This window comes from Halomonas sp. A020 (assembly GCF_027943625.1).
In the GTDB taxonomy this organism is placed as follows: domain Bacteria; phylum Pseudomonadota; class Gammaproteobacteria; order Pseudomonadales; family Halomonadaceae; genus Vreelandella; species Vreelandella piezotolerans.
Genome location: NZ_AP022850.1, coordinates 747,781 through 767,091, shown reverse-complemented (window position 1 = coordinate 767,091; position 19,311 = coordinate 747,781). Strand labels below are relative to the sequence as shown.

Sequence of the window (19,311 nt, the reverse complement as noted above, 5' to 3'; positions counted from 1 at the left end):
GTTAACCCATGATCAGGTTGGGTAGCCATAGCGCAATACCTGGGAATAGGCAGAGAAGCAGAATGCCCAACACCATGCACAGTGCGTAGGGTAGGCTGCCCATCAAAATATCCCGCAGCGAGATATCGGGTGCGATACCTTTGATGATGAACAGGTTGAGCCCCACCGGCGGTGTGATCAGGCCGATTTCCAAATTGATGGTCAGAATCACCGCGAACCAATAGGGGTCGAAATCGGCCGCCAAAATGATCGGTAGCAGGATCGGCGCGGTCATCACGATCACGGCCACGGGCGGCAAAAAGAAACCTGCCACCAACAAAAACAAGTTGATGACGCCCATCAGTACCCAGCGATTCACCTCTAAATCGGCAATGGCGGCCGCTACGGTCTGGGTAATGAACATCGACGAAAGCGCGTAAGCGAATACTTCGGCAGTGGCAATCACCAGCATGATCATCACGCTTTCCCGCAGCGAGTCGCGCATGATTAGCTTGATGGGGCCAAGCTGCCACATCCGATAAATCAAAATCGCCAACGCCAAACAGAGGAATGCGCCGACACCTGCGGCTTCCGAGGGTGTTGCCACGCCTCCGTAAAGGGCGAACAGAATACCCGCGACGACACCTAAGAAGGGCAGCACTCGTACGAGCGCCTTCATATTGCTATCGACGTTCTGTTTGATGTTCTCCTTCAGTTTTTCAGCAGAGGCCGCTAGCGGGTTGTTGTAACCCCCGGCCAGCTTGCAGGCGATCATGGTCCAGATCATGAACAGGCCAGCGAGCATGAAGCCGGGCACTACCCCGGCAATGAACAGGCGGCCAATCGAGGTTTCGGTCGAGATGCCATAGATGATCATGGTGACCGAGGGGGGAATCAAAATCCCCAATGTGCCGCCTGCTGCAATACAGCCCGCCGCCACGCCGTCGGGGTAGCCACGAGTGCGCATTTCAGGAATGCCCATTTTACCAATGGCGGCGCAGGTGGCCGGGGAAGAGCCCGAGAGCGCGGCGAAAATGGAGCAGGCCCCGATATTGGAGACGGCAAGGCCTCCAGGCAGACGACCCATCCACAAGTCGAGCGAGCGGTAAAGATCGCGCCCGGTTGGAGAGGAGGCCACTGCCGCGCCCATCAGAATGAACATCGGGATCGCCACGAAGCCAAACTCGGCGATGCGATCAAAAAACGTTTCGCCAAAGTAGGTGAGTTCCGGCAATCCCCGGTCGTAGAGCAGCGCCAACAGCGACACGCCGCCCAACGCGAACGCAATGGGGGTGCCAATCGCCATCAGTACGATCAAACCGACGGCGACGATGATGCCTAGTGTAATGGGATCCATGGTCAGCCCTCCCCGCGCATGATTTCAGCCACGTACTGTAGCGAGAGCAGCGTGGCTCCCACGGCCATGGGCAGAAGAGCAGGCCAAAGTGGCGGGTTCCACACCGAGCCGGTGGTCCACTCGCCGTGCAGCGCTTCGAACACGTACACCCAAGAGGCGTAGGCCAGCGCCGCGCAAAACAGCAAGCCAAACAGCGATGCCACCAAACGCATGGCTTTTTGCGCCAGGCCGCCAAGGGCATCCGGCACGATGGTGATCGCCACATGGCCGCCAGTCATCAGGACATACGGGCTGCCCATCAGCATGGCGCCAGTCACCGAAAAAATCGTGAATTCCGTCTGCCAGCTCGTGCTCATGCCCAACACGTAGCGAATGAACACCATTTGGCAGATCACCAAAACGCCCGCCACGAACATGGCGCAGGCCAAGTAAGCCGACACGCGCGATAGCGTATCCATCAGGCGGATGTAGCCGCCAAGAACCCCACTGCGCAGGGCAGGGGGGTGAGTGGTTGAAGTTGCCATAGTTCCCTCGTCAAGCTCAGCAAGCAGCGGACAAACGTGGCCACTCAACGAGTGGCCAGCACGGTCAAATAGCAAGCGCCTTACTCGACGGCGAGCGCCGCATCGATGATGGCCTGACCGTTGGGAACGTTATCGGCGAAGTTTTTGTAGGAGGTGTCGCGGGCAATTTCGAGCCAAGCGTTGTAGTCATCCTCGCTCATGCTGACCACCTCGACGCCATTCTCTCGGTACACGTCGACCATCTGCTGGTCGATGGCAGCCGCCTCTTCTGCGAAGTAGATCTCGGCAGCCTCGCCCGCTTCCATCAGCGCGGCCTGCTGCTCTTCGGTCAAGCCCTGCCACACCTGTTCGGAGATCAAGATGGGCTCGTACATGAACCAAAGGGCAAACTCGCCGGGCTCGGTCAGACACTCCACCTGCTCATACAGACGGAAAGAGACGAACGACATGGAGGAGGTGTTGGCGGCGTCCAAAACGCCGGTTTGCATGGCGGTATACACCTCGGATGAAGGCATGGAGGAGATCGATGCCCCGGCTGCTTCCAGCATCTCTTCGAACGCAGGTCCCGCCGCACGGATGTTCTGCCCTGCGACCGTTTCCGGTGAGGTGATGCACTGCTCGCTGGAGGCAAAACCGCCCGACAGCCAAGCATCCGCGAGCACGCGCGCACCGCCATCGAGGATGACGTCTTTGATCATCGTCATGTACTCGGAGTCGTTCAGCCGCTGGGCGTGGGCCTGGTTACGTACTAGCCCCGGCATCAGCGTGGCAGAGAATTCCGGGTGGCGACCGCTCGCGTAATCCAGCGGCAGCGAGGTGATGTCCAGGCGGCCCCGGGCGATGGCACCCCACTGCTCGCGCGCTTTGAACAGCGACTGGCCGGGATAGACTTCGATGGTCAAGCCGACATCCGCATCGGCAACGTGGCGGGCCATCATTTGCACCATTTCATCGCGAATATCGCCCTGACCACCAGGGAACTGGTGCGACGCTCGGAGTACGGTATCGGCACTGGCGTGGGAGGCGGCAATGGCGAGGCCGAGGGCCGCAGCGGTGGGTAGTAAAAAGCGTTTCATGTAGCGTCTCCAACCGTTGTTGTTGTGTTTTTGGATTAACGTTGTGTGTTTGGATTGGTATTGTGTGTTCATCAGGCGAGCTGATATATATTTCAATAGCGGCTATGTATGCTAATGTCAAATTTATGCCATATTAATGTCATCGCCTGCGGCGTTATTGAAGGAGGTACTCGATGGTGGATACAAAGCGCTCTAACGCACAGCGGCTAAGAGACTCGTTAGAAGATGACATCATTAACGGACGGCGTGCTCCTGGGGAGCGGCTAGACCCAGAAGCCCTAGGACGAGAGTTCAACGTCTCGCGCACGCCGGTACGCGAAGCGTTTCAGCAGTTGGTCGCCAGCGGGCTAGTCACGGTCTCCCCAAAGAAGGGCACGTTCGTCGCTAAGGTAGGGATCGATCAGCTCATCGAAATGTTCGAAGTGATGGCCGAGCTCGAGGGCATGTGTGGCCGCCTGGCCGCGCGGCGCATCAGCGACACTGAGCTTGCGGCGCTCAAGGATGCGCACCAACGTTGCGAAGCGGCAGCATTGGCGGGCGACACGGATGAGTACTATTACGAGAACGAAGCGTTTCATGACTGTATCTACACCGCTAGCCACAACACGTTTCTAGCCAGCGAAGCCCGCCAGCTCAAGCAGCGCCTGAAGCCTTACCGCCGTTTACAGCTCCAGGTACGCCAGCGCATGCACAACTCGCTCCATGAACACCAGACGATCGTCGACGCCATCGAGCAGGGCGACGCAGCCCAGGCCCAGCAGGCGCTCTGCGACCACGTGCTGATCCAAGGCGAGCGGTTCAGCGACTTCGTTGCCAGCGTGCGCCGTATGGAAGCGCCGATGGAGCGTACGGGCTAACGCCGAGCCCAAGCACCCTCGTCATGTCTTTATCGGTGGGGTGATGGTCCTTGCCGACATAGGGCGTAGCGCCGAGACTCTCTCTAGTTCCATTTTCTTATTGGAGAGAGTCTGTGACGCGACATGTTGCTCTGCTTGCCTACCCCGACTGCCAACTGCTGGATGTCAGCGGCCCTTGGCAGGTTTTTGCCAGCGCGAACGCGCTGAGCCCTCAGCCGCTGTACCAGTTGACGCTCGTGGCCGAGGCCACGGGGCCCGTGTTGACCAATAGCGGCTTGGGCGTCCTTGCGACCCACACCTACCAACAGCTCCCTCAATTACGGCCGTTGGATACGCTGCTAGTGTCAGGCGGCAGCGGCGTGATGCAGCAGCGAGACGTCGCTGCCGTCAAGCAAGTGCTGTGTGAGATAGCCCCCGACGTCAGACGGCTTGGCTCCATTTGCTCCGGGGCGTTCTTACTGGCTGAGGCTGGCTTGCTGGACGGCTGCCGTGTGACGACCCACTGGCGGCATGCCCAGCAATTATCGGAAGAGTACCCGGCGCTGTGGGTGGAGCCCGATGCGCTCTATATCGAAAGCCATGGCCGGTATACCAGCGCTGGGGTGACCGCCGGCATTGATCTAGCGCTATCGCTGGTGGAGGCCGATCATGGTGCAGAGCTCGCGGGACAGGTGGCCCGAGAGCTAGTGGTATTTCTACAGCGCCCTGGCGGCCAGTCCCAGTTCAGTGAGGTATTGCGTCGTCAGCAGTCGGCAGGGCCACTGCGCCGTCTCTTGGACCGACTGCATGCCGATCCCAGCGAAGCCGTCGACCTGGAGAGCATGGCCGAACAGATGGCGGTTTCGCCACGTCATCTGACACGGCTATTCAAGCGGCATTTAAACACCACGCCGGGCGCGTATGTGACGCAGCTACGCTTGGAACAAGCCCGGTTGGCGCTGCTCAACGAGCGAGAACCACTCTCCCTGGAGCGTCTTGCACAGCGCTGGCGGCTGGGTGGTGCCGAACAGCTGCGCCGCCAGTTTCAGCGCTACTACGGCGTCTCCCCCTCGGTGTATCGCCAACGCTTTGCCTCTTCCCGAGCCGCTGTCAGTCAAGAGGACCGCTCATGCCCGTAACCGTCTCTCTCTTGTCACTGTGCCAAGCGTTACTGGTGACCGGCAATGTGCTACTGATCGGTATCTCGCCGCTGATCGGCGCGTCGCTGGCGCCTAGCGACGTATGGTCGACGGCTCCCGTGGCGACGCAATGGCTCGGCCTAATGTGCGCGACCATTCCAGCCTCGCTGATCATGGCGCGGTTGGGCCGTAAACGGGGCTTTATGCTGGGCAACCTCGTGGGGCTGGTGGGGGCTCTGTTGGCCGCGCAGGCGCTGATCGGCGAGCGGTTTGGGCTGTTTTTATTTGCGACCTGGTTAATCGGCGTGGGCATTGGGTTTGGTCAGCTCTACCGCTTTGCCGCCGTTGAGGCCGCGCCAGCGCCACTGCGCGACCGAGCGATTGGGTTGGTGATGGGAGGCGGTGTGCTAGCGGCGTTTGCCGGGCCGTGGCTGGCAAGGGCAAGCCGTGAGCTGGGCGAGGTGCCGTTCTTGGGGAGTTTCATCGGATTGGCAGCGCTTTACTCACTGGCTCTGCTGGTGTTGATAGTGACTCGATTACCGCCCGCATCCCGAACCCACAGCGAAGGTACGCCACTGCCGCTGGGTAAGATACTCCGCCAGCCGGGATTCATCGTGGCGGTGAGTGCCGCGATGGTGGGGTACGGGGTGATGAACCTGGCGATGACCGCCACGCCGCTGGCCATGGAGAGTGCGGGGCACCACTTTCACCATGTCTCGATGACCATTCAGTGGCATGTCGTGGCGATGTTTCTGCCCTCCTTCTTTACCGGCCACTTGGCCGCTCGCTTCGGCGCCAAGCCAGTCATCGTCGCGGGGTGTTTGCTGCTGGTGGCCAGCGCGATGGTGGCTCAGGGGGAACTCGGCTTGGCCGGTTTCAACGTGGCGCTGGTGCTGCTTGGGCTGGGCTGGAACTTCACCTTCCTGCCCGCCACGGGCCTACTCACCGAGAGTTACCGCCCGGCGGACAAAGCGCGCACCCAGGCGGCCAACGAATTTTTGGTGTTTGGCACCGCTGCTTGCACTGCCCTGTTGGCAGGCCCTCTGGTCAGCGGTTTAGGCTGGGCAACGCTCAATCTGGTGCTGATGCCTATCTCACTCGTGCCCGTGGCGGTACTCCTGTGGCAGCGGCGCTCGCGCCTCGCCGATGCTTAAAAGTCTCCCGGCGCGCACTGTAGGCAGGTCAGCCCGAGTGCGCGCCACTGGGCGACCACGGCGTCGCGATCGTCCAGCACGAGCCAAGGGGCAAAGCCGTCGCGGTGCATTTGATTCAGTAGCGCCGCTTTCACCTCTTCGTCATCCACATGGTCATCACCTTCTGGACGCAGGTACATGGCGTCGAAGGGGATTTCATGGCGAGTAAGCCATGTGTGGGTGTGCGCTCTATGGCTGTCGGGGCGGCCGCTGCAAATGACGATCTGCTGGCCTTGGGCTTTTAGCAGCTTGACCAGCCGGGCGACGGGCTCAATGACCGGCGCGTTGGCCATGTGGGCGAAAAAGGGATCCCACTGTTTGGCGGGACCCAGTACCCATTCGTGGACATCGGCAGGATGAAATTCGGCCAGCGTGCCGTCGACATCGACAATGACTGCGTTCATAGAGATATTTCCTACGGTGTTAACAGGGGCGAAGAGAGCACTTTCGTCTGCGCTTCGACGTCAAGCGAAGGCTGTGTGATGAGCCGTGTGCCCAGCAGGTCACGCCAGGCGGACTCAGCATCGGCATGGAGCGGCGTAAAGAGCGGTGCCACTTGGACCGCTTGGAGCTGGTGGGCCAGGGCTACCAAATGCGAGGCGCGCAAATGGACGTTCCAGCGTTGCCAGAGCACCTCGCCCGCCGCGAGCTGTTGGCGACGCTGCGGCGTCAAATAGCCGGTGTGCAGCAGACGATGATGCGGCCAGTCGGGCGGATCATCGTCACGGTCGCTGACCAGCCAAAGCGCCGGATGGCGGGCATTGGGGCGCTGCAAAAGCGCCTGGATAGCCGCGTCCAATCCTTTTCGGCGAAGGTCATTGGGCAGCGCGAGTAGGGCGGCCAGGTTATCGCGAATGATCGGGTCAATCGCCAAAGGAAGGTGGCGTTGGTCCGCCTCTTCCGAGAGCCATAGCGCCATTTCCAGGGCACGCCCCGTTTCCGGTACCGGCAGCACCAAAGGGTGGTCCAACGCCTTGCCAATGGCGTGGATGCACTGCGCTTGGGGCTGGTCGTAGCGGCCATAGGAGGCATCTAGCAGCGCCGTGTGGGCGGGTGGGGGCGCATCGAACGGAAACAGGCGCGACTCGAAACAGGCATCGCCACTGTAAAAAATACCGCCCGCGTCGTCGAGATGCAGCCAGACGCCGCCCAGCGAATGCCCCGCTTGACCGGTGGTGACCGCAATGCCTTCAACGTCAAGACGGCCCCGATAGGGCAGCGGCTGCCACGCCCGCTGCGGGGGTAGCGTCTTGGCGACTAACGGCGTGCAGTAAAGCGGTATCTGCGCGGGCAGTTCCACGACGCCGCCAATGTGGTCCACGTGGTCATGGCTGATTAACACGGCGTCCACGGCGAGCCCCTGTGCCCAGGTAACCGGCTCGCCGGGGTGCAGTGCGCCGCCGGCATCCAGCAGCAGGCGTTTGCCTTGCGCTTCGACCACGATGGCCGCGGGCCCTTTGTCGCCCAGCCCGCTGAGGATTTGAATCGTGGCGCTCATTGGTCAGGCTCCAGGCACCAGCCTTCCAACAAGCGCACCGCGACGTGCTGGCCCTCGTTGAGCGCCGTGTGATGATAGGCCAGCAGCGCTTCTCCCGTGGCTAAGCGCAGGTGTAGCTCATAGCGTTCACCGCGAAAGGTGAGCCGCTCCACGCATCCGGTTAAGTCGTATGGGCTAGGCGAGTGCGCGGACGACGGTGCAGGGGAGTGTGCCTCAATACGGATATGTTCAGGACGTACCAAAACGGGCTGAGTGCGCGCCGTGAGCGGCGCGGCCAAGCCTTGCATCAGTGCTGACTCATCCAGCCGCTGGCCCGGGGTACCGCCTGCGACCTTTAGCTGACTGCCTTGGCCAATGAACTGAGCGACCCACTCACTGCGCGGCGCTCGATAGAGCGTTTCAGGCGTTGCCCACTGTACCAGCGCGCCGTCACGCATCACCGCAATGCGATCCGCCATTGCCATGGCTTCGCTTTGATCATGGGTCACGTACACCATGGTGGCTTGGGTGCGGCGGTGGAAGTCGACAAAGCTGTGCTCCATAGAGGCGCGCAGGTTGCGGTCCAGGTTGGCGAGCGGCTCATCGAGCAGCACTACGTCTGGATCGGTGACCAAGCAGCGCGCTAACGCTACCCGCTGGCGCTGGCCACCGCTGAGCTCCTGTGGAGCGCGCTGGGCGTAGGGAGTAAGCGCAACCTGCTCCAGCGCGTGAGCGACCCGGCGCTGATACTCGCTGCCCTGAACGCGGCGAAGTTTCAGCGGGTAGCCCACGTTGTCGGCCACGCTCATGTGCGGCCATAGCGCGTAGGACTGAAACACCATCGCCATATTGCGCTGCTCAGGAGGCATGTGATGCTGGTCGCTGGCGAGGAGGGTGCCGTTGAGTGTCAGGGAGCCGCTACTGATCTGCTCGAACCCGGCCAGCATCCGCAGCATGGTGGTTTTGCCGCAGCCGCTGGGGCCGAGCAGGGCGACGAATTCGCCAGGGGCTATCTCCAGCGACAGATCATCCACCGCCCGGTGATCGCCAAACTGCTTGGTAACACGATGAATCGCTAGCCCTGCCACGGCACGACTCCTTTAGGTAAACGGGGGGCCAGCAGGCTGAGCGATAGCATCAGCGTGGCGACCATGATCACCACCAGCACGGAAACGGCCGCTGCCAGCACGCTCTCGCCGCCCTCGTCCAGGTTGAAAATCAGCACGCCCAGGGTTTCATTCCCGGCGCTCCAGAGCAGCGCGGAGACGGTCAGTTCGTTCACCGCCAGCAGAAACACCAGCAGCCCTCCGGCGAACAGCGAGGGCGCCATTAGCGGAAGCAAAATGGTGATGAGCCGACGCCAGGGGCCCGCGCCCGCAAGCTGAGCAGCTTCTTCCAGAGAGGGATCTAGCTGGGCCAAGCTGGCGCTCACCGGTTTCAGGCAGACCACCAGAAAGCGCGCCAAATAGGCCACGAAAATCAGCCCGAGCGTGCCGTAAAGCGCTAGGTCGATAAACGGTAAGGGGCGTACGAATAGTAGAATGCAGGCAATCGCCAGCACCACGCCGGGCAGCGCGTAGGGCAGCTCGATGGCGCTCAGGGTGAGCTGCTGCAGGCGAGGGGGAAGCCGCTGTAAACGGTAGGCGAGCGGCAGGCTGCAGAGCATGAGCACCAGCGCGGCACCGCCCGCCAGCCAAAGACTGTTACTCACTGCCCGCCAAGTGGCGCCTTGACGACCGATCACCTCGTGGTAGGCATCGAGCGTGACGGTGTCAGCGCTAAGCGGCACGCCCATCGCCGGTACCAAAGAGCTCACCACCAGAGCGGCCAGCGGCGCGACCAGGATCACCATCAGGACACCGACCAGCAGAGCCGTGACCAGCGGGCGATAGCGGCCCAGTAAAAAATCGTGGGCGCGGCCGCTATGGCCGCCTAACCCAAAGCGGCTGCGGTTCATCCAGTACTGCTGCAAGGCTACGCAGGCCAGTGCCAGGACGCCGATCAGCATCGAAAGCGCCGCCATCTCTGCCAGCACGCCGGTGCCAAAGCTGGCCATGCGTTGATAAATCAGCGTGGGCAGCACGTAATAACCGGCGGGAATACCGAGCATCGCGGGAATGCCAAAGTTACCCAGGCTGGAGATGAACGCCATGGCGGCTCCCGTCACCAAGCCGTGGCGGGTGATGGGCAAGATGATATGGCCCCACACCTGAGCCTGTCGCGCGCCGCTGATGCGGGCGGCTTCGATCAATTCGCGGGGTAGCGATAGCAAGGAGGTGCGTAGCGCCAAAAATACCAGCGGCGCACTTTGGATACCCAGCAGCAGGGCAATACCCTCTGCGGAGTAGAGCGGCTGCGGGCTACCCAAGGGCGGTGCCATACCGATGCTCTTCAATAGCGGGCTGGCCGGGCCGAATAGCTGCAGCCAGCTCAGCGCGGTGACCTGGGGCGGGATCATCATGGGCAGCATAAAGCAGAACACCAGCCAGGCCTTGCCGCGAATGTTCGTCAGGGTGATCACGAAGGCGAACAGGCTGCCCAGCACCAGGGCGATCAGCATACCCAGGCCCGAGGTATACAGGCTGTGCCATAACGCATGCCACGTACTGGCAGCGTTGAGCACTTTCCACAGTGGCGCCTGGCTGCCCTGGCCAAGGTCGCTAAGCGCTTCGACGAGTAGCCGTACGCTGGGCGCGAGGCTGAGCAGAACGATGAGCAGGGTGATCAGGCTAAGCAGCCAGCGGTGCTGGCTGCCAAGGTTGAGCGAAGGGGTCATGGTTAGCCGCCGAACAGATCGCTAAAGCGCTGCTTGAGGATCTCTTCCTGCTCGAGTGCCTGTTCGATATCCACCGGCATGAGGTCGATGCTGCTTCGCTCAGGGAAGCCCTCAGGCGGTGTCACGTCCGGATGAGCAGGCAGGTAACCCTGCTGGCTGACCAGTGTTTGCCCCTCTTGGGAAAGCACGAAGTCGACGAATTTTTGCGCGGCGTCCAGGTTCTCGGCCTCCTGCATGATGGCTACGGGCTCGGTAACGGCGCTCACGCCCTCTTCAGGAAACACGAACGCCACGGGTGAGCCTTTCGCGGCTTCGCGGATGGGCAGGAAATCGACCACGATGCCGTAGGGCTTGGTGCCCGCGGCCACGGCGTTGAACACGCCGCCGTTACCGCCCTGGGCTTCCGTGCGGTTGGCTTGAAGTGCTTCGTAGTATTCGAGTCCTAACGCTGGATTCTCCGCGATGGCTGCCATATGAATCAGCGCTGCGCCGGAGTACAGCGGACTAGGCATGGTGACGAGGCCTTCATATTCAGAGCCGGTCAGATCTTCCCAGCGCTTTGGCTGCTGCTCGGCGCCGGTGTTGTACACGATGCCGGTGGTGATGAGCTTGGTGCCGTAGAAGTAGCCCTCCGGGTCGTAAAGCGCTTCGTCGTAGGCGTCGCGCTCGGGGCTGAGGTAGGGCTGTAAATGGCCCTCTTGTTTCAGCGAGGTCATGGTCATGCTGTCGGCAATCAGCAGCACGTCGGGGTTGCTGACACCGGCAGCTAGCTCCGAGCGCAGGCGAGTCATCAGGCGGGTGGTGCCGTCGCGCACCCACTCCACTTCGATGTCTGGATAGGCGGCTTGGAAAGCATCGACCGTTTGCTGGGCATCGCTATTGGGCTGGCTGGTATAGAGCACCAGCTTCTCATCAGCGAACGACGAGGTGGAGAGGGCAATGCTTGCGAGAGTCACGGCGGAACACAACGAGCGCTTCAACATCGAGAAAACCTCCAGTAGGTGAACAGTCACCACACTACTGTCATCGGCTTACAACATCGTGACACTACGCTTTCGTTTGATAGCGAAAAGCTTTCGCTAGCGGGAATGGTTTTTTCGTTTTTCCAATGGAAACGATAAAAGGAAAGGTGGCGCGGTATGAACGTGACAGAGAGGCGGCGTGCGGTATTAGCGCACGTGCGAGAAGAGGGGCGGCAAACGCTTGCGGCGCTGGCCCATCACTTTGGCGTCTCCGTGCAAACCCTGCGTGGGGATATTCGCGTGTTAGCGGAGCAGGGGCTGATTTTACGCCGTCACGGCGAAGTGATGCCCTTTCCTGACCAAGAGAACGTGGGCTACGACCAGCGCCAAATCGTCAATCAGGCGGGCAAACGACATATTGCACGTCAGGCCGCCTCGTTGATTACGCATCACCAATCGCTCTTTCTGGGGACGGGCACGACGGTCGAGCAGTTAGCCGATTCGCTGCACGACAAGCAGGGCCTGCAGATCATGACCAATAACCTGCACGCCTTGATCAAGCTATGCGCGTTGGAGTGTGAGCTGATAGTGGCCGGCGGTCGGGTGCGCCGCCGCGACCAGGACGTGATTGGCGGCGACGCGTGGCGCTTTTTTCAGCGCTACCGGGTGGATGTCGGCATTGTCTCCGTGGGCGGTATGGATAGCCACGGCCAGCTTTACGACTACAACGACGACGAAGTGATGGCCCGCGAAGCCCTGCTGGCCCATGCGGCGTACCGCATTCTCGTGTTGGACAAGACCAAATTCGACCTGCCGCTACGCTGTGCCGCCGGGTCGCTGGCAGATTATCACGCCGTCATCACCGACAGCCCCTTGCCCGACCGGCTAAGAAGCCCGTTAGCTGCCCAGGGCGTGCGTTTCATGAGTGGCGCTTAGGCATCGTGCTGTTCGTCGGGCAAACGTTTGAAATAGACGTAGCGGTGCAGGCGGATCGCTGGGCGTATCAATAGTTGCACGCTGCCAATGACGAAGAGCCAAACCCCAGCGGTTTGTACTGCACCCTCGTAAAAAAAACAGACGCTACCGATGACGAACCAGATGCCGATTAGAAAGTCGTTGACGATACCGAGCACCTCATAACGGCGGTGAATGACCAACTCTTCGCGGCCCATGGTAAAGGTGAGATCACGCTCTGACGAGACGGTTTGTCGGGTCATGTGTGCTCCTTTGTGAAAAAAAGAAAAATTTAAAACACTTTCTTGAATTGCAGTTTTTAGATAGTTGTAAGAGGACATGAAAATAGATTAACTAGTGCTATTAAGCGAGCGCTGACGGCTGTCATGATCGTTTGGCAACATGATGGCAAGTTCTCGTATCTGCACGATTGAGAAGCGCAGTTTCTTCGCGAGGTGTGAATGACCAGTGACTCTTTTGCTAGCACCATTGAGCACGAGTTATCCCACCCTAAATGGCATCTGCGTTTTTCGCGCGCGCTAGAAGCTCGTTTCGAGCGCGACACCCAGCCCCAGCGAAACCGCAATATGGTCGTGGCGGGCCTGATAGCGGCACTGATCTACAGCCTGTTTCTCATTAACGATTACAGCTTTCGCCCAGAGGTGTTTTGGCTCTCTGTGCTGATCAGAGGAGTCGTCGTTATACCGTTTGGCCTGCCCATCTTATGGGCAGTCCACCAAGGGGTATCGGGAAGCGCGCGCGAAACATTGATGGCAAGCACGGTCGTCGTCGGCATGGTGGCATCGTGCTTGATCTCTGTATCGTCGAAGTCGCCTTACTCTTATCTCGATATTTTTTCGTTTGGCCTTATTTTAGTCGTTGGGAATATTCTCTATTCACTGCGCTTTTCCTATGCCCTGGGGTCGTCGCTGTTGAGCGTGGCGATTATGGTGTACTTCGTCATTGGCTACGACCCGATGCCCACCGAGGTCAAGAGACTGGCGATTTTCTCGATCTGTGCCAAAGCAGTATTCACCTTGGTGGCTAATTACCGCCTGGAAGCCAGCGAACGTAAAGCCTACCTGCTGTTGCTGCGCGAAACCCATCGGACCGGGCATGCGCTGCGCAGTAATGCGGAATTGTCCAAGTTGTCGTTGACCGACCCGTTGACGGAGTTAGCCAACCGCCGCCAGTTCGATGCGCTGTTCAACCACTATTGGCAGCAAGCCGTGGAGGAGCGTGCCACGGTAGGCCTGATGGTGATCGATATCGACTGTTTCAAAGCTTATAACGACTACTACGGCCATTTGCAGGGCGATCACTGCCTAAAAAGTGTCGCCAGCACGCTAGCTACCCATGCGAGCAGCGCCTGCGTGGTGGCGCGCTTTGGCGGTGAAGAGTTCGTCGTATTGAGCAAAGGGCAGCCGCATCAAGCGGTGTTGGATCAAGCCGAGCAGCTGCGCCATGCGGTGGAGGCGCTGCAGCTACCCCACCTTGGCCGGGTCGCGCCTGATTACGTCACCATTAGCGTGGGTGGCGCGGTGCTCCAGCCCACTGTGGGCGTGAACGCCTCTCAGCTATTCAGAGCTGCCGATCAGGCGCTTTACGAGGCCAAGCGACAAGGGCGTAACCGCGTGGTGATGATCAGTTCGCTGGATGCGCTGAGCGGCGATGGCCTAGGTATATCAATAGAATAGCCAACAGTAAGAGCACCATCGCCACGTAGCGTGAACCATCCAGTGACCGTTCGGCGTTATCGAGCCAGCCAAAGTGATCGATTAATAAGCTCATTAGGAGCTGGCCGGAAATCACCGAGACCGTCGCTGCCGCTGTACCAACACGTGGCACTGCAAACACAATCGCCAGCATATACACCACGCCAAACAGCGCGCCGGTCAGCTGCCACTTGGGCACGCTAAACAGAGTCGCTTCGTGGTGCGGCTCAAAAAACAGCACCAGTAAAAAGGTCAGCACGGCACCTACCACAAAGGTCAGCCAAGCGCTTTCCAGCACACCCGTCTGCGCGCCCAAGCGGCCATTAATAGAGGATTGGGCGGCCAAGACCGCACCACCGGCCAGCAGTAGGACAAAAACGATGGGTAATAGCATGACGTCTCTCCTGTTACATCAACCAAAGCGCTGCAAGAATCATGACCAGGGCCGCTAAACGGTAGCCATCGACCTGACGACGTTCGCTGCCCAGCCAGCCAAAATGATCAATGGCTAGGCTTGCGGCGATCTGACCGCACAAAATGCCCACCATGGTCATACCAACACCCACTAGCGGCGTAGCCAAGGTCAAGACAATGACGTAGACCGGGCCCAGTACGCCGCCGGACAATAGCCAGCGTGGCTGCTCGAACAGTGCGCCCAACTGTCGTTTGGGAGAAAACAGCAGCGCTAGTGACAGCAATAGTGATCCCACCAAAAAGATTGAGAGCGTGGCGGAAAAATGCCCCACCTGCTGACCGAGTGGCCCCAGTAGCCCCGCTTCCACGGATAAGCCCATGCCAGCGATGAGCACGCCAAGCAGAATCAATGCGTGTTGCATGTGGTGCTCCTTATCAAATGAGAGGAAGCACTCTAAAGAGGTAGTCTTGTTGCTACAATGCGCTGAAAAGACAAAGGACTATTGCATTTTGGACAACTCTATACGGCTGCTGACGCTACGGCTATTTGTACGCGTGGCCGTCAGCGGCAGTTTTTCGGAAGCGGCGCGTTACTTCGGGGTGCCTACCTCTTCTGCTTCTAGGCATATCGCTAGCCTGGAGCGGGCTTTGGGCCAGCGATTACTCTATCGCCATACCCGCGCGGTGAAACTCACCGAAGCGGGCGAGCGCTATTTCCACGAAGTGCGCGATGCGCTGGCGCGACTTGAGTTAGCTACCGAGCAGGTGATGGGTGGCGCGCAGCATCCTCAGGGCGTGCTGCGTATCAATGCGCCCGTGGCTTTTGGGCGTCGTCATATCGCGCCGCACTTGGCGCGGTTTCAGCAGCAGTACCCGGGAATTCAAGTGGAATTAACGCTGGAGGATCGCTTTATCGATCCAGTGCAAGAGGGAGCCGACGTGGTGATTCGCGTAGGAGCGCTGGCGGATTCGAGCTTGGTGGCCCGCGGTATCGCCCGGCAGCGTTTTGTCGTCTGCGCGTCGCCGGAATATCTGGCAACACACGGCTCACCCGCGTCGCCAGAGGCGCTCAGCCAGCATAACTGCCTGCTGTATAGAGGCAGTAAGGGAACGCAGTCATGGTATTTCCAGGAACGGGGCTCGCCACGAGCGATTCGCTATGCGCTGTCGGGGAATTTGGTCGCCAACAATGCCGAGAGCTTGGTGGAAGCGGCAATCGCTGGGCAGGGCGTGGTGATGTTTCCCTCTTGGCTGCTATTCGAGCCTCTTCGCCAGCAAACCTTGGTACCGTTACTGACGCAGTGGAAAGCCTCTGAGGATGGCTATTTAGACAACATTTATGCCATTTATCCTGAAAACCGCCTGCGTTCGTCGAAAGTATCCGTCTTTATGGCCTACCTAGGGCGCACGATTGGCAATGTTCCCTACTGGGATGCAGGGTCGAAAATGTAAGGCCAGTCGTTAGGCTGTTAGTTTTCTGAATTGACAATGTAGTGAGCGTATGACAAACACAACCCATTTTTTGCGCGAGGAACAGAGGGTGGCAGAAGAACAAGCATACCAGGCGTTGACGGTAGAAACGTTAGCCCAGCGACTAGGCGATGTGGAGGCCGTCGCTAGCCGCGTGGGGGGATATCCTGCTAAGTGGCGCATCCGTGAGGTGGGCGACGGCAACCTCAACTTGGTATTCATCGTCACCGGCAGCATTGGTAGCGTGGTGGTCAAACAGGCGCTGCCCTACGTGCGCATGGTGGGCGAGAGCTGGCCGCTACCGCTCTATCGCGCTCACTACGAGTACTTTGCCCTGGTGCGCCAAGCCGCGCGGGCGCCCGGCGTGGCGCCCGAGGTGTACTACTTCGACAAGCCCCAGGCGCTGATCGTGATGGAGTATCTGCATCCGCACGTGATTTTGCGGCGCAAGCTGATCAGCGGCGAACGGGTAGAGAAGCTGGGCGCTACGTTGGGTGAATTCTGTGCGCGCACGGCGTTTCGCGGCTCGGAGCTTTCCATGGCCAGCCCAGACAAAAAAGCCGACGTGGGGCTGTTCTCTGGAAATGTTGCGATTCCCGCGATCACCGAGTCGCTGGTGTTCACCGACCCCTACTACGGCGCGGAGATGAACCGCCATACGCCGGAGCTATCGCCCGTGGTGGATGAGCTGCGCCGCAACGCCCGCCTGAAGGCCAAGGTGCAGCGGCTGTTGATGAAGTTCACCTCGAACACCGAAACCATGCTCCACGGCGACCTGCACTCCGGCTCCATCATGGCCACCGACACCAGCGTGCGCGTCATCGACCCCGAGTTTTCCCAGTACGGCCCCATGGCATTCGACCTGGGCATGGCCGTGGCGAACTTCTTCATGGCCTACTTCAGTCAGCCAGCCCACCGCAAGGAAGACGAGCTAGACGCCTACCAAGCCTGGATTTTAGCGGTCATCACCGAGTGCTTTACCCGCTTCGACGAGACGTTTCGCCATCTCTGGCAAACCGAGCGCACCGGCATTCTATTCCCCAGGTCGCTGTTCGAAGACCAGGGCAACAGCGCCGACGACGCCTGCGATGCGCTGCTTGAGGAGATTCGTGAAGATGCCCTGGCCTACTGCGGCATCGAAATGCACCGCCGCGTGCTCTCGCTGGCCCACAACGCCGACTTCGAAGAGATCGAAGACACTGGCTTACGCGCCGAGTTGGAAGCGCGCAACGTGCTGATGGGGCAAACGCTGATCATGGAGCCGGAAGCCTACTGTGATCTCAACGCACTGGCAGAGCTGGCCAAAACGTTTAACCAGAAAGCAGTGTTGTAGGAAGAGGTTATTAAAGACAGAACGGCGATGTGAGAAGGCCGGGACAGACCGTAGCGGGGGTCTTTCGCCATGGATGGCGAAAGTAGCGCCCATGGATGGGTTCACAGCGCCCCCGCATAGGTGTGTATCGGCCTGGGATCAGTCTTATTTATTCAAAGCTGATCTAAACGATCGAATTTTCCGGCGATGTCGCTTTCGGTCCAGTGGGGGACCCAGCCTTCCACGTTGTCGAAGAAGCGCAGCGCGGTGAATTCCGGTTCTGGCCCCATGTCGAACCAGTGCGGGGTGTTGGCGGGCACGCTGATCAGGTCGTTGCGGGTGCAAAGCACTTGGTAGACCTTATCCTTGATGTGCAGGCAGAACAGCCCCTGGCCTTTGACGAAGAAGCGCACTTCGTCTTCGTGGTGGCGGTGCTCGTTCAGGAATTTCTGGCGCATGGCGTCTTTATCCGGGTGGGTGGGCACCATGTGCAGCACGTCGACGGTTTGGTAGCCGCCCTTGGCTTTGACCCGGTCGATGTCCTCCTGGTAGAGCGCCAGAATCTCTTCCTGGGTGGCATCGTCGGCAATCTCGCCTGGGGTTGCCCAGCGCTCGAACAGTACGCCTACCTGGTTTAGCTCAGCGGTAATCCGTTCGCCGTCGGTGGTGTCGATGAGGGCATCATGGGGATTGTTATCGGCAAATACTTTGAGTTGCGACATCGTAAGCTCTCCTTGAAAGTGACGAGACAGAAACGTTACAGGGGGATCTCGTCGAAACGGGTGACGCACGGGTGGCGGGTGCCCGCCTGGGTACCTTCACGCACCAGCTGTAGCGTTTGCATGCCCGCCTGCTGGGCCGCGTCCAGCTCTTCGACCACATCCGACAAGAACAGCACTGCCTCCGCGGGCAGGTCAAGCTCAGTGACGATACGCTGATAGGCGGCGGCCTCACGCTTATGGCCAATATGGGTGTCGAAGTAGCCGCTGAACAGCGGGGTCAAATCGCCCTCATCGCTATAGCCAAACAGCAATTTCTGCGCCTGCACCGAGCCCGAAGAGTACACATACAGCGCCTTGCCTTCTGCCTGCCACTGGCGCAGCGCTGGCGCGACATCCGCGTATAAATGGCCAGTGAAGTCGCCGCGCTGGTAGCCGTCGGCCCATACCATGCCTTGCAGGGCTTTGAGCGGCGTCACTTTCTGGTCGGTATCGATCCAGTGCAGCAGCGTGGCGATTACCGCTTCCAGCGTGGCGTTGGCGTCCTTCATGACATCACGCACGGCATGGATCTGCTCGGCCACCGCCAGGGCCTCTGCGTTCTCGCGCAGAAAGTCGGGCAGCTTGGCGTAGGCGTAGGGGAACAACACGTTATGGACGAAATTGATATCGGTGGTGGTGCCTTCGATATCGGTCACGATAGCGCGAACGGTTGATTGACTCATTGGGACCACCGGCTCTCTTCCAGTACACAGGCAAGTAAGAATTCGATGGCTTCCAGATGGCGGCGGCAGCTGGCAATGCTGTCGCCGACGGCGTAAATACCGTGGCCCTCGACCAAAAAGCCCCAGGGCATCGGCCAGCCGAGTCGTACATGTCTAGCCAACTCAACCATATCTTGTTCATTAGGTACGACCGGCAAGCGAATAGTGGCTTCGTGGGTCTCGTTACCTGTCAGCGCCTTTTGCATCTCGAAGCCGCTCAGTTCGATGCCGTCAGGAAAGCGCCGCGACAACACGGTGCTGGCCACGGTATGAACGTGCAGCACACAAGCAATCGTCGGTTCATAGCGATAAAGCGCTGCATGCAAGTCGCTTTCTGCACTTGGCTTGCAATCGCCGGAGCGTACATTGCCATCAAAGTCGCAGTGCAGCAGATCGTCCGGCTGGAGTCGGGTTTTATCCCGCCCGGAGGCGGTGACTATATAGCCCGTTTCGGTACGCGCGGAAAAGTTGCCGCCGGTGGCGGGCGTCCAGCCTTGCTGGGCCGCCCAGGAGATGGCGTCCAGCAGTTCGGTGTGTAAGGTGTTCATCGGGTCAGCATCGCCTCGTCTAGTGGCGGCCATTCTATATGATAAGCTTCGCGCCTGATAAGCCGCGCGCCGCGTTCACCGGTTCAAGACCTCAAG

At 59.8% G+C, this 19,311-nt stretch carries 21 protein-coding genes; 7 read left to right on the top strand and 14 right to left on the bottom strand.

From position 1 onward, the window contains the following. Position 1 precedes the first annotated feature (1 nt). The 3 genes from FRH_RS03520 to dctP all read right to left on the bottom strand — a co-directional run bounded on the left by FRH_RS03520 (position 2) and on the right by dctP (position 2,936). Positions 2-1,336 (bottom strand): TRAP transporter large permease, encoded by a 1,335-nt coding sequence (locus FRH_RS03520; protein ID WP_139525788.1) that lies wholly within the window; start codon positions 1,334-1,336, stop codon positions 2-4. Positions 1,337-1,338: 2 nt separating this feature from the next. After that, entirely contained in the window at positions 1,339-1,860 is a 522-nt protein-coding gene (locus FRH_RS03515) for a TRAP transporter small permease (RefSeq protein WP_153843040.1), read from the bottom strand. An 80-nt stretch (positions 1,861-1,940) separates the two neighbouring features. Further along, complete coding sequence (dctP, locus tag FRH_RS03510) at positions 1,941-2,936, bottom strand: TRAP transporter substrate-binding protein DctP (RefSeq protein ID WP_139525786.1); 996 nt, start codon at positions 2,934-2,936, stop codon at positions 1,941-1,943. Positions 2,937-3,109: 173 nt separating this feature from the next. On the opposite strand from dctP, the gene FRH_RS03505 reads away from it, so the two are divergent. From FRH_RS03505 to FRH_RS03495, 3 genes are all read left to right on the top strand, one after another. After that, positions 3,110-3,793, top strand: coding sequence for a GntR family transcriptional regulator (locus FRH_RS03505; RefSeq protein WP_139525785.1), 684 nt, complete (start codon positions 3,110-3,112; stop codon positions 3,791-3,793). Between the two features lie 113 nt (positions 3,794-3,906). Further along, positions 3,907-4,911: a GlxA family transcriptional regulator gene (locus tag FRH_RS03500; protein WP_153843042.1), complete on the top strand. Its 1,005-nt coding sequence runs from the start codon at positions 3,907-3,909 to the stop codon at positions 4,909-4,911. After that, a complete protein-coding gene (locus FRH_RS03495; protein WP_281997774.1) occupies positions 4,902-6,065 on the top strand; it encodes an MFS transporter in 1,164 nt (387 codons plus the stop codon). Before FRH_RS03500 ends, FRH_RS03495 begins: the two co-directional genes overlap by 10 nt. Here FRH_RS03495 and FRH_RS03490 read toward each other — a convergent pair. Genes FRH_RS03490 through FRH_RS03470 form a run of 5 tightly spaced genes read right to left on the bottom strand, consistent with a single transcriptional unit; the run spans position 6,062 to position 11,340 of the window. Further along, complete coding sequence (locus FRH_RS03490; protein ID WP_153843044.1) at positions 6,062-6,508, bottom strand: HAD family acid phosphatase; 447 nt, start codon at positions 6,506-6,508, stop codon at positions 6,062-6,064. The genes FRH_RS03495 and FRH_RS03490 overlap by 4 nt on opposite strands. Positions 6,509-6,519: 11 nt before the next feature. Continuing rightward, positions 6,520-7,602, bottom strand: coding sequence for an MBL fold metallo-hydrolase (locus FRH_RS03485; RefSeq protein WP_153843045.1), 1,083 nt, complete (start codon positions 7,600-7,602; stop codon positions 6,520-6,522). Continuing rightward, the gene (locus FRH_RS03480; RefSeq protein ID WP_153843046.1) at positions 7,599-8,669 is read right to left on the bottom strand and encodes an ABC transporter ATP-binding protein; all 1,071 of its coding nucleotides are present in this window, start codon (positions 8,667-8,669) and stop codon (positions 7,599-7,601) included. Before FRH_RS03480 ends, FRH_RS03485 begins: the two co-directional genes overlap by 4 nt. Then, a complete protein-coding gene (locus FRH_RS03475; RefSeq protein ID WP_281997773.1) occupies positions 8,657-10,357 on the bottom strand; it encodes an iron ABC transporter permease in 1,701 nt (566 codons plus the stop codon). The genes FRH_RS03480 and FRH_RS03475 overlap by 13 nt, the downstream gene beginning before the upstream one ends. Before the next feature lie 2 nt (positions 10,358-10,359). Continuing rightward, a complete protein-coding gene (locus tag FRH_RS03470; protein WP_239285652.1) occupies positions 10,360-11,340 on the bottom strand; it encodes an ABC transporter substrate-binding protein in 981 nt (326 codons plus the stop codon). Between the two features lie 156 nt (positions 11,341-11,496). On the opposite strand from FRH_RS03470, the gene FRH_RS03465 reads away from it, so the two are divergent. Then, positions 11,497-12,255 carry a DeoR/GlpR family DNA-binding transcription regulator gene (locus FRH_RS03465; RefSeq protein WP_281997771.1) on the top strand — a complete coding sequence of 253 codons (759 nt, stop codon included), beginning with the start codon at positions 11,497-11,499 and terminating at the stop codon, positions 12,253-12,255. Here FRH_RS03465 and FRH_RS03460 read toward each other — a convergent pair. Beyond that, the gene (locus FRH_RS03460) at positions 12,252-12,536 is read right to left on the bottom strand and encodes a YrhK family protein (RefSeq protein WP_139525776.1); all 285 of its coding nucleotides are present in this window, start codon (positions 12,534-12,536) and stop codon (positions 12,252-12,254) included. The two genes, FRH_RS03465 and FRH_RS03460, sit on opposite strands and share 4 nt — an antisense overlap. 198 nt (positions 12,537-12,734) lie before the next feature. On the opposite strand from FRH_RS03460, the gene FRH_RS03455 reads away from it, so the two are divergent. Further along, positions 12,735-13,970, top strand: a complete 1,236-nt coding sequence (locus FRH_RS03455) for a diguanylate cyclase (protein WP_281997769.1) — start codon at positions 12,735-12,737, stop codon at positions 13,968-13,970. Here the strand turns inward: FRH_RS03455 and FRH_RS03450 are convergent. Together FRH_RS03450 and FRH_RS03445 are read right to left on the bottom strand one after the other, a co-directional pair. Next, on the bottom strand, positions 13,918-14,382 hold the full coding sequence (locus tag FRH_RS03450) for a DMT family transporter (protein ID WP_219861892.1): 465 nt from the start codon (positions 14,380-14,382) through the stop codon (positions 13,918-13,920). The two genes, FRH_RS03455 and FRH_RS03450, sit on opposite strands and share 53 nt — an antisense overlap. Before the next feature lie 13 nt (positions 14,383-14,395). Continuing rightward, the gene (locus tag FRH_RS03445; protein WP_219861889.1) at positions 14,396-14,824 is read right to left on the bottom strand and encodes a DMT family transporter; all 429 of its coding nucleotides are present in this window, start codon (positions 14,822-14,824) and stop codon (positions 14,396-14,398) included. 88 nt (positions 14,825-14,912) lie between these two features. Here FRH_RS03445 and FRH_RS03440 point away from each other — a divergent pair, with 88 nt between their 5' ends. Both FRH_RS03440 and mtnK read left to right on the top strand, forming a co-directional pair. Beyond that, positions 14,913-15,854, top strand: coding sequence for a LysR family transcriptional regulator (locus FRH_RS03440; protein ID WP_219861887.1), 942 nt, complete (start codon positions 14,913-14,915; stop codon positions 15,852-15,854). Positions 15,855-15,942: 88 nt separating this feature from the next. Beyond that, the gene (mtnK, locus tag FRH_RS03435; RefSeq protein ID WP_281997767.1) at positions 15,943-17,205 is read left to right on the top strand and encodes an S-methyl-5-thioribose kinase; all 1,263 of its coding nucleotides are present in this window, start codon (positions 15,943-15,945) and stop codon (positions 17,203-17,205) included. Positions 17,206-17,357: 152 nt separating this feature from the next. Here the strand turns inward: mtnK and FRH_RS03430 are convergent, their stop codons facing one another. Genes FRH_RS03430 through mtnB form a run of 3 tightly spaced genes read right to left on the bottom strand, consistent with a single transcriptional unit; the run spans position 17,358 to position 19,215 of the window. After that, entirely contained in the window at positions 17,358-17,906 is a 549-nt protein-coding gene (locus FRH_RS03430; protein ID WP_139525772.1) for a cupin, read from the bottom strand. Positions 17,907-17,941: 35 nt separating this feature from the next. Further along, positions 17,942-18,628: an acireductone synthase gene (gene mtnC, locus FRH_RS03425; RefSeq protein ID WP_281997765.1), complete on the bottom strand. Its 687-nt coding sequence runs from the start codon at positions 18,626-18,628 to the stop codon at positions 17,942-17,944. Then, positions 18,625-19,215, bottom strand: a complete 591-nt coding sequence (gene mtnB, locus FRH_RS03420) for a methylthioribulose 1-phosphate dehydratase (RefSeq protein WP_281997764.1) — start codon at positions 19,213-19,215, stop codon at positions 18,625-18,627. The genes mtnC and mtnB overlap by 4 nt, the downstream gene beginning before the upstream one ends. Positions 19,216-19,311 lie beyond the last annotated feature (96 nt).

Coding starts and splice junctions, on each gene's coding strand:
- FRH_RS03520 (WP_139525788.1), bottom strand. CDS start 1,336: ATGGATCCCATTACACTAGGCATCATCGTCGCCGTCGGTTTGATCGTA.
- FRH_RS03515 (WP_153843040.1), bottom strand. CDS start 1,860: ATGGCAACTTCAACCACTCACCCCCCTGCCCTGCGCAGTGGGGTTCTT.
- dctP (WP_139525786.1), bottom strand. CDS start 2,936: ATGAAACGCTTTTTACTACCCACCGCTGCGGCCCTCGGCCTCGCCATT.
- FRH_RS03505 (WP_139525785.1), top strand. CDS start 3,110: ATGGTGGATACAAAGCGCTCTAACGCACAGCGGCTAAGAGACTCGTTA.
- FRH_RS03495 (WP_281997774.1), top strand. CDS start 4,902: ATGCCCGTAACCGTCTCTCTCTTGTCACTGTGCCAAGCGTTACTGGTG.
- FRH_RS03490 (WP_153843044.1), bottom strand. CDS start 6,508: ATGAACGCAGTCATTGTCGATGTCGACGGCACGCTGGCCGAATTTCAT.
- FRH_RS03485 (WP_153843045.1), bottom strand. CDS start 7,602: ATGAGCGCCACGATTCAAATCCTCAGCGGGCTGGGCGACAAAGGGCCC.
- FRH_RS03475 (WP_281997773.1), bottom strand. CDS start 10,357: ATGACCCCTTCGCTCAACCTTGGCAGCCAGCACCGCTGGCTGCTTAGC.
- FRH_RS03470 (WP_239285652.1), bottom strand. CDS start 11,340: ATGTTGAAGCGCTCGTTGTGTTCCGCCGTGACTCTCGCAAGCATTGCC.
- FRH_RS03465 (WP_281997771.1), top strand. CDS start 11,497: ATGAACGTGACAGAGAGGCGGCGTGCGGTATTAGCGCACGTGCGAGAA.
- FRH_RS03460 (WP_139525776.1), bottom strand. CDS start 12,536: ATGACCCGACAAACCGTCTCGTCAGAGCGTGATCTCACCTTTACCATG.
- FRH_RS03455 (WP_281997769.1), top strand. CDS start 12,735: ATGACCAGTGACTCTTTTGCTAGCACCATTGAGCACGAGTTATCCCAC.
- FRH_RS03450 (WP_219861892.1), bottom strand. CDS start 14,382: ATGCTATTACCCATCGTTTTTGTCCTACTGCTGGCCGGTGGTGCGGTC.
- FRH_RS03445 (WP_219861889.1), bottom strand. CDS start 14,824: ATGCAACACGCATTGATTCTGCTTGGCGTGCTCATCGCTGGCATGGGC.
- FRH_RS03430 (WP_139525772.1), bottom strand. CDS start 17,906: ATGTCGCAACTCAAAGTATTTGCCGATAACAATCCCCATGATGCCCTC.
- mtnC (WP_281997765.1), bottom strand. CDS start 18,628: ATGAGTCAATCAACCGTTCGCGCTATCGTGACCGATATCGAAGGCACC.
- mtnB (WP_281997764.1), bottom strand. CDS start 19,215: ATGAACACCTTACACACCGAACTGCTGGACGCCATCTCCTGGGCGGCC.